Raw genomic sequence first — 15518 nt, 5'->3', positions numbered from 1 at the left:
ACGAATAAGGAATAAAAACACGTCCGAACTGTTCTGTAGCTTAGAAAGAACAGACAATTCCAAGGAGGCAAAGGCAATATGGCAGAACGCAGCCTGCGAGGCATGAGCATCGGCGCAAAGTCGTTGGAATCCGATGATAATGTGGATTTCGCGGCACGAAACGACGTCGCATATGTGTGCCCGAAAGGGCACCGTACGATTCTGCCGTTCGCTGAGGGCGCGGAGATTCCTGAGGAATGGGAATGCCGTTGCGGCATGACTGCGCGTCGTGAGGGCGATGAGGATCGTGAGGACGACGAAATCTCCAAGCCGACTCGTACACACTGGGACATGCTGCTGGAACGTCGTACCGAAGACGAGTTGAAGACGCTGCTTGAGAAGCGACTGCAGATGCATCGTGACGGTTGGTTCCCAGACTACGAGTGACCTGCAGTTGAACGACACTTGAACATTATGCCCAGTCAGTATGGCTGGGCATAATTGTTAGCGTCAACAGGTATCACATCGATGAAAACGAATCGATAGGAATAAAGGGAGAACCAATTCATGTCCGAACAGACCAGGCAATCCAAGAAAGTCGTTCTGCTTGACCTCGACGGTACGCTGACCAAATCCGATCCGGGAATTATCGGCTGTGTGGTCAAGGTGTTCGAGGAATTGGGGTATCCGGTCCCGGATGATGAGGAGTTACAGCGATTCATCGGTCCTGCGATTATTGAATCCCTGCAGCGCAACGATATTCCTGAAGATCGTCTCGATGAGGGCATTGCTATTTATCGCAGGTATTATGCGGATGAGGCTGTGTTCGACGATCCCAACAATCCTGGGCAGAAAGTGCCGGGGCGTTTGAACAATACCATCTACGAGGGTATTCCGGAGCAGCTGGCCAAGTTGCGTGCTGATGGATATTATCTGGCGATTGCCAGTTGCAAGCCGCAGTATCAGTGCATTCCGATTTGTGAGCATTTCCACTTGGATACGATGGTCGACGGTATTTATGGTGCAAGCACCGATAATTCCCGCCTTGACAAGGATCAGGTGATCCGTTGGGCGTTTGAGCATATCGGTTTTGATGAGGCTGCCGGTGATCGTGCGTTGATGGTTGGCGATCGCTGGACCGATGCCGATGGGGCCAAGGCGTGCGGTCTGGATTGCTTGGGATGCGGATGGGGCTATGCTGAGCCAGGCGAGCTCAAGGAGCATGGCGCATACCAAGTCATCGATACCGTAAGCGAACTTGCGCAGTCCGTCGAAGAGTATTTCGGTTGACATCGCGTCCCGAAAAGGCGCGACACGCTGATTTGCAAATTACGGGAATGTGATTATAGTAAATACTCGTGCTCAGGCAGTGATACTGCAGAGCACATGCGGACATAGCTTAGTTGGTAAAGCGCAACCTTGCCAAGGTTGAGACCGCGGGTTCGAGTCCCGTTGTCCGCTCTAAGGTTCCGATTGATTATCGACCTTTAAGGTGGGTTAGCCAAGCGGTTAGGCAGCGGCCTGCAAAGCCGTATAGACGAGTTCGACTCTCGTACCCACCTCTCATTGTGCCTGACGTAAGTCGGTGTGATGAATAACCTGGGCGGTTGGCGCAGAGGTAGCGCACTTCCCTGACACGGAAGGGGTCACAAGTTCGAATCTTGTATCGCCCACTGGAATGTGAGTTCCTATATAACCCAATATTGGGTGATTGGCGCAGCGGCTAGCGCACTTCCTTCACACGGAAGGGGTCATAGGTTCGATTCCTATATCACCCACCATCGGGCGGCACGATGTGCCGCCTTTTTTGTTGGTTCCACTGGGATTCCGCGCTTTCGTCCGGCGTGTCGGAAATGGATGGCGGCTGTCCGGTTTGGACGGTGGTTCTCACGAGGTGTCCAACCCGTTGAAGCCGATCTGGCTGAATATCGGGCTAGGCCGCAGTCAATTCCTATGTGGTGAAATGTATGGGTGCGGATAAATCCTAGCAAGGAGACGGCTATAGGATGACGCAACAGAGTGACGCGGTGGCCGAAGCTCATACACTCTCGCAAGTGCTCCCAATTCAAGAATAGCCGATGATTTTGCTATAAAACGAATGGTTGGGCAATGATTTCAGTCTGACAAATCTCTATATTGATACTTGTCAACAATAGAAGATGGTAAGACGCAAGGTGCGTCAAGAAAAACGAGTACTAAGGAAATAACATGAACAAGAATCAGATTTTCTCCGCAATCAAGCGTGGTTTTGAAATCAGTGGCATCAACGCCCTGTCCATGGCGGCCGGTTCTCCGTCCGTCAACAAGGCACTGCAGGAAATGATCGACGAGCAGCGCTGAAATCATTTTTTGTAATATAAATCTTTAAATGTGGATTTGAGCCCGGTGCACACGCTGTATCCGGGCTTTTTCCTACTCTTTCAGGGTGTGCGGCTACAATGGTGATTTGTGAGTGACAAAGCATTGAATCTCAATCAGCCGGTCAAAGACATGGGACCGAACGAGCTGAAGGCTTATGCCAAGCTTGGTGAACAGCAGCATGACGAGGCAAATCGTGAGCTGGAACGCCGTTGGCGCAGCTATGATGACATGCTGCCGCACGACCAGTTCGTGTCGATTATTGACAAAACTGAGGGGTGAAGCCCGCTTTACGGTGTATGATTCGTGACTATGCCGGTCTCAATACCGGCTATTTGCAAGGGTAATGACTAGAATGGCGACTATGACTGATCCGATTCCAAGCGCAGGTGAAACGACCATCATTGGCCTTCCTGCAATAACTGTACCGGTTACTTCCACCGGAGACCGTCCTCTGACGAAGGAGGACCTTGAAACCATTATGCGTCTTGCCGACGGCACGGCGTTGCTGATCTCGACTAGGGGAGCGGTATCGGGGTCGCGGTATCTTCTCGATGAGGATGAGATTACCGTCGGCCGTGATCCGAGCGCCGATATTCTTTTGGATGATTCTACGGTTTCCCGTGCCCACGCGGTGTTCCGCAGGTTGAATGGTAGGTATTGCGTTATCGATGCGGGAAGCTTGAATGGCACGTATGTGAACCGTCAGCGTGTTGATCAGCAGGAACTTAAGAATGGCGATGAAATCATTCTTGGCAAGTTCCGTCTGGTTTATTTCGATAATAAGGCCGTCATTGCTAGTTGATCCGTGTGATGCGGGATAAACTACTGTGTACAACAGCTTCGCGCCCATGGGCTTCATAAGGAGGCTCATGGGCGCTGTTTATATGTCGTAGGAGAATGCGATGAATGAGGCAGAGTCAACAATGCGGTTGCATCTGCATGTGCCGACTGCGATACAGGGGGAGTTGTTTCCCACAAGCGATGCGCAGCCGGTGACACGTGGCTATAAGGGTTCAGTGGCATCGAGGGTGGCCGGCATCACTTATCGTCAGCTTGATTATTGGGCGCGCAGACAGATTGTGGAGCCTTCCATCACTCCATCGCATGGGTCTGGGTCACGTAGACTGTATTCGTTCAAGGATGTGGTAATTCTTGCCGTGTCAAAAGAACTGCTTGATGCGGGCATCAATCTGCAGAATGTGACGGCTGCCATCGGTTTTCTAATGCAATGCACTGCTGAGCAGCTGGAAAACATTACCATTATGTGCGATGGGCAGCATGTGCACGAATGTACGGACAGCGAGCAAATGGTGGCGCTGTTGCAAAGCGGTAGGGCGGTGTTCGGAGTATCCATGGGATCCCTGTGGAAGCAAATTAGGGATGCTCTTGAACACGAGGAGTATGTCGATTTATCCACGATGCCTTCCACTGCGGACTCGACCCGTCCTGTTGACGACATCGCTGCGATGCGCATGAAAAAGAAGCTTGATGCAAAGCGACAGACACGCACCGCGGTTTCACTGTAATATACAGGTTTGGCGCATACCGTATAGGTTGAACAGGTTAAATCGGGTTACATGGTCATCGATATACGGTAGATATGTAGAGACGGATTACAACAGGGGGAAGTGTCGCATGCTTGATATCCTGCCGGCATTGCTGTGGATTGTCGCGGCAGTCATTGCGGTGAACATTTGTTCGATTACCGCGATTCGTGGAAATATCTTCTCAAAAACCAAGCGAGACGTATATCCAGTACGTTGGTCGATTGTCGGTTTGCACTTCACCTCATTGGTTATTGGCGCCTTGCCATACCCGGTATATGCGATGTTCAAATCTGGCTTTTCCGCAAAATTCCAGCGTTTCTATGAGCAAGTAGGATGGCCGTCAGCCGCGCTGATGATTTTGCTGATCGCCGCGGAGCTGGTGTTTATGTATCTGCAGGCCAGAAATGGCATGAAAAACGAAATGGAAAGAAAACTCAGACAAGCCATCAAAGGCTGACCGTAAAAGGCGCCCAGCGCAGCGAAAACGCCACCCGCCATACTGTTGGATTATATCGAGCAAAGTCCTGAAAGGGGACGTGCTGACATAATCCAACGATGTTATGTACAGAAAAGAGTAGCAATCTTCGGCCGACACTCTTTTCTGACATAACGTACATTATCGGACAAAATGAGAAACGGTTGAAGGCGCTGTGGAAAATAGATTACTAACTGTTTCGTTGACTGTCTGCGGTGATATCGCGAATGCTTGTCATTCACCGACGGCAAAAGCGTGTCGCAGCCTCTACGGTTTCGTTATACATTTGAAACATGTGTGAGGAGACGACAAGACGAACGACGATATTGATTGCCGCATTCGAGGGCTGGAATGATGCCTGCCAGGCCGCGACGAATGTCATACGGCATCTTGTATCGCGATATGATTCACAGGAGGTGTGTCATATCGACAATGAGGGTTTTTATGATTATCAGGTGGCTCGTCCGATGATCTGCTCGGTACAGGGACGTAAGCGAATCATTTGGCCGCAGACCACGTTTTATGACATTGATGTTTCCCCTACGCTGCATTTTCTTGCGCAGATTGCCCCCGAACCGAATTATCGTTGGGAGGATTATTGCAGGCAAACGTTGCGTATCGCAGAGGATTACGATGTGAGCGATATCGTTACGCTAGGATCCATGTTCGACGACTGCCCCCATACGAGGCCTTTGCCTCTTGATATTTCCAAGAATGGCTGCGAAAGCGAGCCTGATAAGGAATATAACGGTCCTGTGGGCATTCCTAACATTCTTGACACTTTTGCGTCGGATGCGGGATTCCGGACCACGTCCATATGGGTTTCCGTGCCTCATTATTGCGCCAATACGGAATGTTTGCAGGGCTCGCTTGAGCTGGTTCGCGCATTGTCGCTTCTGTTGGAGCTTCCGATTATCGAGGGTGATTTGAATAGGAAGGCTGCAGAATGGCGCAAGAATGCCGATGAGATTGTCGAGCAGACGCACGCTGGCGATTATCTTGCCTGTTTGGAGCGGGATTACGATTTGAACGCTCAGGCACAACGTATCGCGTCGAATGGCATGCCGGCATGTGAAGAATTGATTCGCGAGGCCGAATCGTTCTTGCGTGGCAATTGACGTTGCAGCTGACGATAGGTTGCCTATATACAAGTTGGGCCGACCATCCTGTGATGATCGGCCCAACTTGTTGTTTGTTGTTCGCTTATCGAACTAGGTTCACGCTGCAGCCACGGCCTCCAGCGGAGAGAGCACGCCTGTGATCAGTAGCAGTGCCACGACGACAGCCAAGCCGATGCGGTAGATGGCGAACGCCTTGTATGAGAATGTGGATACGAACTTCAGGAAGCCGATGATCACCACGTAGCCGACTACGAACGCCACGATGGCTGCGGCGATGGTCGGACCCCAGCCCGGGAACATGCCGGCATCCCCTGCCGCAACATCCTTAACGGCCGATACGGCTTCCAGAATGCCTGCGCCGAACACGGCGGGAATGGCCATAAGGAAGCTCACGCGGACGGCTGCCTCACGGGTGTACCCCATAGCGCGGCCGAAGGTGATGGTGCCGCCGGAACGAGAAACGCCTGGAATCAGGGCGAGCATCTGGCCGATACCGAAGATCAACGCGTCTTTCCAGGTCATTTCCTTCATGGTCTTGACCTGCTTGGAACGAGCATCGACCACCCACAGCAACACGCCGAATAGCACAAGCACGGTGACGGTGATCCATAGATTGCGCAGCGATCCTTCGATGGCATGCTTGAACAGCAGGCCCGCAATCAGAATCGGCATGGTGCCGAGGATAATGAACCAGCCCATCTGGGTATCCGGATTGTGCGCGCCCATGCGACTTTTGAAGTCCTTGCCCTCCTTGCCGAACAGGGAACCAAACCAAGCGCCGAGAATACGGATGATGTCGCGACGGAAATACAAAATCACGGCAAGCTCGGTGCCAATCTGAATAATGGCGGTAAACGCGGCACCTGGGTCAGACCCCAGCATCAAATCGCCGATGATGCGGATATGGGCACTGGAAGAAACCGGCAGGTACTCGGTCAATGCCTGTACCAGCCCAAGGAAAATCGCTTGGAAGAAATTCATGAACCCTCTTTTACATGTATCAATGGTTTCGTCTGCTTTTCCGCATCCAAGACTAGCGAGAGGGGTCTAATTTTTCGCTATGGATCCTTGAGTTGTCTCAAACCACGCACACAATGGAGCTCAAACCTATCGGAATCTCGCCAGCGACTCTACATAGTCTCGCAAACGTGGCGCATGATGCAAAAGAAAGGCCTGGCATTATGAGCAAATACCGTAAAAGCAGAGCATTCAGCCCGGAAGGTTTCTTCGAATGTGAAGGCCGTGGCCTGCAATGGCTTGGTGAAGCGAGCTCCAAGGGAGGTCCGCGTGTTGTGGACGTATACGATTGGGGCAAGGATTATCTCGATATCGAACGTGTGAACGCCTGCGGGCCGACACTGCAGGCCGCGCATGATTTTGGTGCGTCCCTCGCCCACATGCACGATGCTGGCGCTGATTATTTCGGATCCGCTCCGGCCGGCTATACGGGAACCTGCTATTTCGGCCCCCTACAGGATCCGGTTCCTATGGATACCGGCGAATGGGATGACGTGGCCACATATTTGGCCGAAGGCAGGCTACGACCGATGGTACGGCTTGGTATGAAACGTTGCGAACTGACCGACTACGACATGGAATTGACTGAAGACGTCATTGAAGCGCTGCCTGAAATACTGGGTAAAGCGGCTAACGATAAGCCTGCGCGTGTGCATGGCGATTTGTGGAGCGGCAATGTCATGTGGTCAGCCGATTCCGGATCCGTAGAAGCGGTGCTTATCGATCCGGCAGCGCATGGCGGGCATCGTGAAGAGGATCTTGCCATGCTTGACCTGTTCGGCATGTCGTATCTGCGGGACATTCTCGACGGATATCAGTCCGTGCACCCGTTGAAGGCGGGATGGCAGAAGCGCACCACATTGTGGCAGCTCTACCCCATCGCTGGACATTGCGTGTTCTTCGGTGGCGGATATGTGAACCAGTATCGCGCCATGTGCCGGTCATTGCTCAAATAAACACGTAAATATGTCTAATGATTGACTGTTGTAGGCGTGAGACAATCCGCTTGCTGCAGCAGAAACATTGACAAAATAGCCGGTTGCCTCAATTTTTGAAGCAACCGGCTATTTGAATGCGATCTAGCGCTGTCTTCTCATCGGAAGTACGGCATTAGAACAGGGAAATTCAGCGCAACGCATCCTTTAACTTGGAGAAGAAGCCCTTCTTCGTTCCGGAGGTCGGGCGTGCGCTTACCGCAACATGTTGGGCATCTGTGTCATGTTTTTCTGCGAACCGTTCCATCAAGGCGCGCTCGTCGTCAGTGAGCTTTGTTGGAATCTTCACTGCGATATGCGCCACCAGATCGCCACGCTCGTTCTTGTTGTTAAGATGTGTGACACCCAGATTCTTCAAGGTCACAGTGTCGTCAGGCTGGCTTCCTGCAGGCACGCTCACCGACTGCTTGCCGTCGAACGTGTCGATCTCCAGATCATGCCCCAGCACGGCCCAGCTCATCGGCACCTGGATCCAGCAGTGCAAATCATCACCGTCACGAGTGAAGGTATCGTCCTGAGCGATACGGATATCGACATACAGGTCGCCGGCAACACCGCCGTTTTCACCCACTTCACCCTGATTGGCGAGACGTAGACGGGTATTGTTCGTTACGCCGGCCGGCACGGACACGCCGACATTACGGGTGACGCGCACGCGACCATGACCAAGGCAGGACGGACAAGGATTTTCGATAACGGTACCGTGTCCTTCGCAGCGTTCGCATGGCGCAGTGGTCATCATTTGGCCGAGCATGGTGCGTACCACACGCTGGGCATAGCCTTGTCCATGGCAGTCGGGGCATTGCGCGGGCTGAGTGCCTTTCTGGCATCCTGTTCCGGCGCATTCCTGACATAGACCGAACGTTTTGATCTCAACATGCGCGGTGTCGCCGAACACCGCCGTCTTCAAGTCGATGGTTACCGTGGCAAGTGAGTCACGTCCTGGCTGTGTACGCGGGGTCGGTCCACCGTTGCCGCCGCCGAAGGCACCTCCGGTGAACATGCTGAAGATGTCTCCCATGTCGCCGAATCCGCCACCGAATCCGCTGCCGCCCATACCTCCAGCATTTGGATCGTTCGGGTCCACACCGGCGTCGAACATCTGACGCTTCTGCGGGTCGGACAACACTTCATAGGCGTTATTGACTTCCTTGAATTTGTCTTCGAATTCCGGACCTGCGATATCGGGATGATATTTGCGGCTCATCTTTCGATAAGCTTTTTTGATCTCGTCGTCGCTTGCGGAGCGGTCTACGCCCAGCACTTCGTAATAGTCCGTCACGGTTGTTCTTTCTCCCTATTGCTTTTCGCGTGTCATTGTGCCATAAGGCGGGGTCAGCTGTTGGTTTGGTTTTCGTCGTGCGCCACGAATGCGGTCAGATATCTGGCGACGGCACGCACTGCAGCCATGGTTGCCTCGTAGTCCATATGCGTCGGTCCAATGGATCCGACGAAGGCAATGGGCTCGCTGGAATCCTGCGCTGTAATGGTGCGATCGCTGGCTTCTCTCCCCTGTTCTTCCGCAGTCTCGCCTTTTGTGGTGTCGTCAACGGTTGCCGAGGTTCGACCGTATCCGCTGGTCACCACGGATGCATGCAGTAGACCAGGCGTGTGCGTTTCGGATCCGATGGCCACTCCGACTCCATTGGATTGCGTGGTTTCACTCAACGAGCTCATGAGTTTCATGAGCACGACTTGCTCTTCCAACGCATCGAACAATGGTGCGAGATCGGCCACGGTGCGCTGGTGCGCGAGCCGTGAGGTTCCTGCCATGTAGAGTTCGCTCGCGCGCTCGTCGTCGGCCATGCCATCGAAAGCTTGAGCAAGCGTTTCCGCCAATTTGCTGATAGAGCGGTATTCCTTGCGGGACGACATTTGCCTGACATAGTCCGCGGTTCGAGTCAAAGAAACGCTGGCGCACTGCGCGTTGATTTCGTTGACCAGATGCGACAGCACCGTGGTGTCCGGCAACTCGGAAACGTTGAGCATATGCTGCGCCACTCGGCCGGTGTCGGTGATGACGACGGCCAACAAGGTGTTGATTGATACGGGAACGATTTCGATATGCCGTAACGTCGATTTCGCCAACGACGGTGCCGCCACGACCGCGACCTGACCGGTGATCTGCGCCAGAAGACGGGCTGCGCGCTGCAAGGTGTCCTGCAGATTGACGGATCCCGACAAAAAACTGTTGATGCCACGGCGTTGCGCTTCGGACATCGGCACCACTGTGGCCAAACGGTCCACGAAGTATCGGTACCCTTTTTCCGTTGGTATGCGCCCTGCTGACGTATGGGGTTGAATAAGGTATCCCTCATCTTCCAAGGCGGCCATATCATTACGGACGGTGGCCGAGCTGACGCCCAGATCATGATCTTTGGTCAAGGTGGTCGAACCAACTGGCTCCTGCGAGCGAATATAGTCCTCGACGACGGCACGCAGTACCAACATACGTCTTGACTGCGTCATGCGTGCCTCCTCTACATATGCGATACGACTCAAATGCTTCTCCCATTGTATTAGCACTCTCACGGCACGAGTGCTAATCGGTTCGCTTCCAGAGTACTTGTTTCTTGTTTTTCCCGATAATAATCTCCCGAAATGCTCGTCATGCCACCAATCGAACAGGACAATCGCACGAGAATGTTAATTGTGAGCGTTAACAGAACACAAACTACCAAAACACGCCAAAAATCCATCACAACGTCACCTCACGTCGCTACTATGGGAAACGCAATGTGAGGGCGTCGAGCGCTCGGCACAAGCCGGATACGCGGCCCGACCAATTGGAAGGAAAGTAATCCATGACCGAATTCAAGGAGACCGAGCTGGACGAGCGCGCCATCAAGATGGCCAAGGTCCTGTCGGCCGACGCGGTTGAGCGTGCGGGACACGGCCACCCGGGTTCCCCCGTTTCCCTGGCGCCTATCGCCTACACCCTGTATCAGCATTTCATCAAGCATGATCCGAACGATCCCAACTGGGAAGGTCGCGACCGCTTCATCCTTTCCGGTGGCCACGCCTCCCTCACCCAGTACGTCCAGCTGTACTTCTCCGGCTACGGCCTGACCCTGGACGATCTGAAGAACTTCCGTGGCGGCGCTGACACCCGTACCCCGGGTCATCCGGAATACGGCCTGACCCCGGGCATCGAAATGACCACTGGTCCGCTGGGCCAGGGCTTCGCTTCCGCCATCGGTTTCGCCTATGGCCAGCGCTTCCAGCGTGGCCTGCTTGATCCGGAAGCTCCGGCAGGCGAGTCCCCGTTCGACCACAACATCTGGGTCATCTGCGGCGAAGGCGATATCGAAGAAGGTATCTCCGGCGAAGCTGCATCCCTCGCTGCCAACCAGCAGCTGGGCAACCTGACCGTGATCTTCGATGCCAACCGCATCCAGATCGAAGGCGACACCAACCTGGTTCTGGCTGAAGACGTGCTCAAGCGCTTCCAGGCCTACGGCTGGTACACCGACGAGTTCAGCTTCATTCAGCCTGACGGCTCCTACAAGGAGGATGTCGAGGGTCTGGCCGACACCATCGCCAAGGCTCGTGAGGCTGCCCCGAACCAGCCGAAGCTCATCAAGGTCGACACCCTGATCGCTTGGCCGACCCCGGGCAAGACCAACGATCCGTCTTCTCACGGCTCCAAGCTGGGCGCCGAAGCCGTCGCAGGCCTCAAGGAACTGCTCGGCTACGATCCGGAAGAGTCCTTCCACGTCGACGAAGAGGCTCTGGCTCACGCACGCAAGGTTGCTGAGCGCGGTCTCGAAGCCCATAAGGAATGGGACGAGAAGTACAACGCATGGCGCAAGGCCAACCCGGACAACGCTGCTCTGTACGACCGCCTCAAGGCCGGCGAGCTGCCGGAAGGCTTCGACAAGGCCATTGATGACCTCGAGGCAACCTTCGAAGTCGGCAAGGGCGTTGCAACCCGTGGCGCTTCCGGCTCCGTGCTGAATGCCATCGCCGCTGTCATGCCGGAACTCTGGGGCGGCTCCGCCGACCTCGGTGGCTCCAACAAGACCGATCTGAAGGGCGCTGCCACCTTCGCTCCCGCCGAGTGCGCCACCAAGCAGTGGCCGGTCTGCAGCCCGTACGGCCGTCAGCTGCACTTCGGCGTGCGCGAGTTCACCATGGGTACCATCACCAACGGTATCCTGCTGGGCTCCCACACCCGTCCGTTCGGCGGCACCTTCTTCATGTTCTCCGATTACGAGCGTTCCGCCGTGCGTCTGGCCGCCCTCATGCAGATTCCGAACCTGTATGTGTGGTCCCACGACTCCGTCGCCGTCGGCGAAGATGGCCCGACCCACCAGCCGGTGGAGCATCTGGCTTCCTTCCGTGCCATCCCGCAGCTTGAGGTCGTTCGTCCGGCCGATGCTTACGAGACCGCCGAAGCCTACCGCTACTTCTTCGAGAAGAAGAACACTCTGCCGGCAGCCATGGTGCTGACCCGTCAGGGCGTTCCGGTTCTCGCTGAGACCGCCGAGAAGGCCAAGGACGGCGTCAAGAAGGGCGCCTACGTGCTCGTCGATACTGAAGGCACCCCGGATGTCATCATCATGGCCACCGGTTCCGAAGTGCAGTGGGCCGTGTCCGCAGCCAAGACCCTGGCTGACGAAGGCATCAAGGCTCGCGTTGTGTCCGCTCCGTCCCTCGAATGGTTCGAGGAGCAGGACGCTGAGTACAAGGAAGCTGTGCTTCCGGCCTCCGTCAAGGCTCGTGTCTCCGTCGAGGCTGGCGTTGCCATGCCGTGGTACAAGTACCTCGGCTCCTACGGCAAGCCGGTTTCCATCGAGCAGTTCGGCCTGCAGGGCGACGGCGCTCAGAACATGATCGACCTGGGCATCACTGCCGAGCATGTTGTCGAAGCCGCCAAGGCCTCCATCGCGGAAGTCGAAGCCGCCAAGTGATTCGACGGGGAGGGGCACAATGCATGTGCTTCTCCCCTTTTACCGCACAATAGATAAAGATTTGATCCAAAAAGGTATCAAGGAGAAAAACAATGACTGAAGCAACTCAGCGCACCTCTGACTCCGGTGTCTCGATCTGGCTGGACGACCTGTCCCGCACCCGTATTGAGTCCGGCAACCTGCAGGAGCTCATCAAGGACAAGAACGTCGTTGGCGTCACCACCAACCCGTCCATCTTCCAGAAGGCTCTGAGCCAGGTCGGCCCGTACGATGCACAGCTCAAGGAGCTCGGCAAGGTTGACGTTGAGACCGCTATCCGCGAGCTCACCACCACCGACGTGCGTAACGCCACCGACATCTTCCGTGAGATCGCCGAAGCCACCGATTTCGTCGATGGCCGCGTCTCCATCGAAGTTGATCCGCGTCTGGCCCACGAGACTGAAGCCACTGAGAAGCAGGCTGTCGAGCTCTGGGAGAAGGTCAACCGTCCGAACGCCATGATCAAGATCCCGGCAACCCTCGAAGGCCTGCCGGCAATCACCGCAACCCTGGCCAAGGGCATCTCCGTCAACGTCACCCTGATCTTCTCGCTCGAGCGTTATGAGCAGGTCATCGATGCTTTCATCGAAGGCATCGCCCAGGCTGACGCCAACGGCCATGACCTGAAGCACATCGGTTCCGTCGCTTCCTTCTTCGTGTCTCGCGTGGACACCGCCGTCGACAACAAGCTTGAGGAGATCGGCTCCGATGAGGCCAAGGCTCTCGAGGGCAAGGCCGCTATCGCCAACGCTCGCCTCGCTTACGAGCTGTTCGAGAACAAGTTCGCCAACGATCCGCGTTGGGCTGCTCTCGAAGCCAAGGGTGCCAAGAAGCAGCGTCCGCTGTGGGCCTCCACTGGCACCAAGAACCCGGCCTACTCCGATTGCGTCTACGTTGACGAGCTCGTCGCTCCGCTCATCGTGAACACCATGCCGGAGAAGACCCTGAACGCTCTCGCCGATCACGGCAACGGCGCTCCGACCATCAAGGGCACCTACGAAGAGTCCCACGCCATCATGGCCAAGCTCGCTGAGCTGGGCATCGACTTCAAGGCTGTCACCGACAAGCTGGAAGCCGACGGCGTCGCTTCCTTCATCAAGTCTTGGGATTCCGTCCTTACCGACGTCCAGGCCGGCATCGACCGTGTCAACGGCTGAGTTTCTTACTTAGACGTTAGCGATTTAAGCTAAAGAAATTCCCTCTGCCAGAATTCTGGCAGAGGGAATTTCTGTTATTGCTCTACATGTTTTCAGCTTATTCCAACACAAGGCGTAAAGACGGTAGCCTGGTGGATCGGCTTGGATCGCCTGCGCTTTGCGTCCTCCAAAGGTATAATCGTTGTGAATTCACGACGGAACGATTGATGGCTCGACCCTAAGGCCGGAGCCATCGCAACCCCACTCATGGTCAACGTGACCATGAGGATTTGGGGACGGAATGTCGCGATACTGCGCGCGCTTCACACCATGAATGCCCTTCAAGCAACCAAGGTCATTATGCCTGATGATATGTGCTCAAGAAATCAGCAATCTCACTTATGGTTTCCTTCAGCATCGTGATACGCGGCAGATATACCACCCTGAAATGATCTGGATTCTGCCAGTTGAACGCACCGCCATGACTAATCAGAATATGCTTGTCATGCAGCAGATCCAACGCGAACTGCTCATCGGAGTGGATATTGAACTTTTTGACGTCCAGCTTCGGGAAGATATAAAACGCCGCTTTCGGCTTAACTGCGGTAACGCCGGGAATTTCATTGAGCATCTGATAGACCAGTTCGCGCTGCTCGTACACGCGGCCACCTGGCTTGATGTAATCCTTGACGCTCTGATGCCCACCCAAAGCGGTCTGCACCACCGACTGAGCGGGGACATTCGAGCACATACGCATGTTCGCCAGCATGTTCAAGCCCTCGATGTAATCCTTTGCAATACGCTTGTTGCCGGAAAGTATCATCCATCCAATGCGGTATCCGGCAATCATATGCGACTTCGACAGACCGGAGAACGTCACGCAGAACAGGTCCGGAGCCAGCGATGCGATGGAAATATGCTCCAACCCATCCATGACTAGGCGATCATAAATCTCATCGGAGAAAATAATGAGCTGATGTTCCCGGGCAATATCGACAATCTGCTGCAACAGTTCTTTCGGATAAAGCGCTCCGGTCGGATTATTTGGATTGATGATGACAATTGCTTTGGTCTTATCCGTGATTTTAGAGCGAATATCGTCGATATCGGGATACCATTCGGATTCCTCATCACAGATATAATGCACGGCGGTGCCGCCAGCCAAATTCACACAGGCTGTCCACAGAGGATAGTCCGGCGAAGGCACCAGCACTTCGTCGCCGTTGTCCAGCAATGCGGACAGCGACAGATTGATGAGCTCGCTGACGCCATTGCCAGTAAAGATATCGTCGATGGAGACGTTCGGAATATTCTTGAGCTGTGCATACTGCATGATGGCCTTGCGTGCCGAGAACAGACCCTTGGACGGTGAATATCCTTCGGTCTCAGGGAGCTGCTGCGCCATATCATACACAACTTCATCCGGAGTCCGGAATCCGAATGGCGCAGGATTGCCGATATTGAGTTTCAGAATATGCGTTCCCGCTGCTTCCATGCGTGCTGCCTCGTCTGCCACCGGGCCACGAACGTCGTAGAGCACATTGTCGAGCTTATGGGATTTCGTAAAGGTGCGCATGGTCTTTCCTTCTGTTGATTGCGCTGATGCAGAATTGCTATCAGGTTGGGTTTCATCAGACTCGATTGCAGGCAAGATGACGGCGTTCTGCTCCATGGGAACGTCCTTTCCCATCAGCCAGTCCTCATTGACCTGCAGAAAAGCCGCAAGGAAATGGGCGATATCGGCACGTGGCACGGTTTTACCGCTCACGTACTGACTCATATGACTTTTGCCAAGTTTGATATTGAACTTCTCAGCCGCATGCACAAAGTCAATTTGTTTGACATTGCGGAACGCCATCGCAACGTTCAACCGGCTGGAGAATGATTCCGTCATACCAGTCCTTTCAGTTCAATTTTCATCAAACACTAGTTCAA

General features: G+C 54.5%; 15 protein-coding genes and 4 tRNA genes. 15 read left to right on the top strand and 4 right to left on the bottom strand.

From position 1 onward, the window contains the following. The first annotated feature begins 78 nt into the window (after positions 1-78). The 12 genes from BBCT_RS04865 (at position 79) to BBCT_RS04815 (ending at position 5480) form a co-directional block, all read left to right on the top strand. On the top strand, positions 79-426 hold the full coding sequence (locus tag BBCT_RS04865) for an RNA polymerase-binding protein RbpA (RefSeq protein WP_003834769.1): 348 nt from the start codon (positions 79-81) through the stop codon (positions 424-426). A 120-nt stretch (positions 427-546) separates the two neighbouring features. After that, positions 547-1269: an HAD hydrolase-like protein gene (locus tag BBCT_RS04860; protein ID WP_003834772.1), complete on the top strand. Its 723-nt coding sequence runs from the start codon at positions 547-549 to the stop codon at positions 1267-1269. A gap of 98 nt (positions 1270-1367) precedes the next feature. Continuing rightward, positions 1368-1440, top strand: a tRNA-Gly gene (locus BBCT_RS04855). 30 nt (positions 1441-1470) lie between these two features. Next, positions 1471-1541, top strand: a tRNA-Cys gene (locus tag BBCT_RS04850). Positions 1542-1580: 39 nt separating this feature from the next. After that, positions 1581-1652 (top strand) — tRNA-Val (locus BBCT_RS04845). Between the two features lie 32 nt (positions 1653-1684). Further along, a tRNA-Val gene (locus BBCT_RS04840) sits at positions 1685-1760 on the top strand. Positions 1761-2187: 427 nt separating this feature from the next. Next, positions 2188-2319, top strand: a complete 132-nt coding sequence (locus BBCT_RS09630) for a hypothetical protein (RefSeq protein ID WP_003834774.1) — start codon at positions 2188-2190, stop codon at positions 2317-2319. A gap of 108 nt (positions 2320-2427) precedes the next feature. Beyond that, on the top strand, positions 2428-2619 hold the full coding sequence (locus BBCT_RS04835; protein ID WP_003834776.1) for a hypothetical protein: 192 nt from the start codon (positions 2428-2430) through the stop codon (positions 2617-2619). Positions 2620-2701: 82 nt separating this feature from the next. Then, complete coding sequence (locus BBCT_RS04830) at positions 2702-3142, top strand: FHA domain-containing protein (protein ID WP_033501898.1); 441 nt, start codon at positions 2702-2704, stop codon at positions 3140-3142. A gap of 100 nt (positions 3143-3242) precedes the next feature. Beyond that, entirely contained in the window at positions 3243-3866 is a 624-nt protein-coding gene (locus BBCT_RS04825; RefSeq protein ID WP_003834781.1) for a MerR family transcriptional regulator, read from the top strand. A 130-nt stretch (positions 3867-3996) separates the two neighbouring features. After that, positions 3997-4344, top strand: coding sequence for a hypothetical protein (locus tag BBCT_RS04820; protein ID WP_231858040.1), 348 nt, complete (start codon positions 3997-3999; stop codon positions 4342-4344). A 311-nt stretch (positions 4345-4655) separates the two neighbouring features. Continuing rightward, entirely contained in the window at positions 4656-5480 is an 825-nt protein-coding gene (locus BBCT_RS04815; RefSeq protein ID WP_003834786.1) for a PAC2 family protein, read from the top strand. A 99-nt stretch (positions 5481-5579) separates the two neighbouring features. Here the strand turns inward: BBCT_RS04815 and BBCT_RS04810 are convergent, their stop codons facing one another. Then, entirely contained in the window at positions 5580-6464 is an 885-nt protein-coding gene (locus BBCT_RS04810) for an undecaprenyl-diphosphate phosphatase (protein WP_003834787.1), read from the bottom strand. Between the two features lie 200 nt (positions 6465-6664). Here BBCT_RS04810 and BBCT_RS04805 point away from each other — a divergent pair, with 200 nt between their 5' ends. Then, positions 6665-7456 (top strand): fructosamine kinase family protein, encoded by a 792-nt coding sequence (locus BBCT_RS04805; RefSeq protein ID WP_033512668.1) that lies wholly within the window; start codon positions 6665-6667, stop codon positions 7454-7456. Between the two features lie 169 nt (positions 7457-7625). Here the strand turns inward: BBCT_RS04805 and dnaJ are convergent, their stop codons facing one another. Next, complete coding sequence (gene dnaJ, locus BBCT_RS04800; protein WP_003834790.1) at positions 7626-8777, bottom strand: molecular chaperone DnaJ; 1152 nt, start codon at positions 8775-8777, stop codon at positions 7626-7628. 53 nt (positions 8778-8830) lie between these two features. Next, positions 8831-9964 carry a heat-inducible transcriptional repressor HrcA gene (gene hrcA / locus BBCT_RS04795; RefSeq protein WP_033512670.1) on the bottom strand — a complete coding sequence of 378 codons (1134 nt, stop codon included), beginning with the start codon at positions 9962-9964 and terminating at the stop codon, positions 8831-8833. A 335-nt stretch (positions 9965-10299) separates the two neighbouring features. Between hrcA and tkt the strand changes: the two genes are divergently transcribed. Beyond that, entirely contained in the window at positions 10300-12408 is a 2109-nt protein-coding gene (gene tkt / locus BBCT_RS04790; RefSeq protein ID WP_003834794.1) for a transketolase, read from the top strand. 92 nt (positions 12409-12500) lie between these two features. Further along, positions 12501-13604, top strand: coding sequence for a transaldolase (gene tal, locus BBCT_RS04785; protein WP_003834796.1), 1104 nt, complete (start codon positions 12501-12503; stop codon positions 13602-13604). Between the two features lie 337 nt (positions 13605-13941). On the opposite strand, the gene BBCT_RS04780 is transcribed toward tal, so the two are convergent. Beyond that, positions 13942-15477 (bottom strand): aminotransferase class I/II-fold pyridoxal phosphate-dependent enzyme, encoded by a 1536-nt coding sequence (locus tag BBCT_RS04780; RefSeq protein WP_003834798.1) that lies wholly within the window; start codon positions 15475-15477, stop codon positions 13942-13944. Positions 15478-15518: the final 41 nt, after the last annotated feature.

Origin of the sequence: Bifidobacterium catenulatum DSM 16992 = JCM 1194 = LMG 11043, from assembly GCF_001025195.1 — a bacterium.
In the GTDB taxonomy this organism is placed as follows: Bacteria; Actinomycetota; Actinomycetes; order Actinomycetales; family Bifidobacteriaceae; genus Bifidobacterium; species Bifidobacterium catenulatum.
The sequence above is the reverse complement of the archived record's forward strand: the minus strand, read 5'-3'. Positions and strand labels throughout refer to the sequence as shown.

Bases quoted from the DNA above. Each gene is read 5' to 3' on its own strand.
- BBCT_RS04815 (WP_003834786.1), top strand. From the start codon at position 4,656: ATGTGTGAGGAGACGACAAGACGAACGACGATATTGATTGCCGCATTC.
- BBCT_RS04825 (WP_003834781.1), top strand. From the start codon at position 3,243: ATGAATGAGGCAGAGTCAACAATGCGGTTGCATCTGCATGTGCCGACT.
- BBCT_RS04830 (WP_033501898.1), top strand. From the start codon at position 2,702: ATGACTGATCCGATTCCAAGCGCAGGTGAAACGACCATCATTGGCCTT.
- BBCT_RS04805 (WP_033512668.1), top strand. From the start codon at position 6,665: ATGAGCAAATACCGTAAAAGCAGAGCATTCAGCCCGGAAGGTTTCTTC.
- BBCT_RS04780 (WP_003834798.1), bottom strand. From the start codon at position 15,477: ATGACGGAATCATTCTCCAGCCGGTTGAACGTTGCGATGGCGTTCCGC.
- tal (WP_003834796.1), top strand. From the start codon at position 12,501: ATGACTGAAGCAACTCAGCGCACCTCTGACTCCGGTGTCTCGATCTGG.
- hrcA (WP_033512670.1), bottom strand. From the start codon at position 9,964: ATGACGCAGTCAAGACGTATGTTGGTACTGCGTGCCGTCGTCGAGGAC.
- BBCT_RS04860 (WP_003834772.1), top strand. From the start codon at position 547: ATGTCCGAACAGACCAGGCAATCCAAGAAAGTCGTTCTGCTTGACCTC.
- BBCT_RS09630 (WP_003834774.1), top strand. From the start codon at position 2,188: ATGAACAAGAATCAGATTTTCTCCGCAATCAAGCGTGGTTTTGAAATC.
- BBCT_RS04865 (WP_003834769.1), top strand. From the start codon at position 79: ATGGCAGAACGCAGCCTGCGAGGCATGAGCATCGGCGCAAAGTCGTTG.
- BBCT_RS04810 (WP_003834787.1), bottom strand. From the start codon at position 6,464: ATGAATTTCTTCCAAGCGATTTTCCTTGGGCTGGTACAGGCATTGACC.
- tkt (WP_003834794.1), top strand. From the start codon at position 10,300: ATGACCGAATTCAAGGAGACCGAGCTGGACGAGCGCGCCATCAAGATG.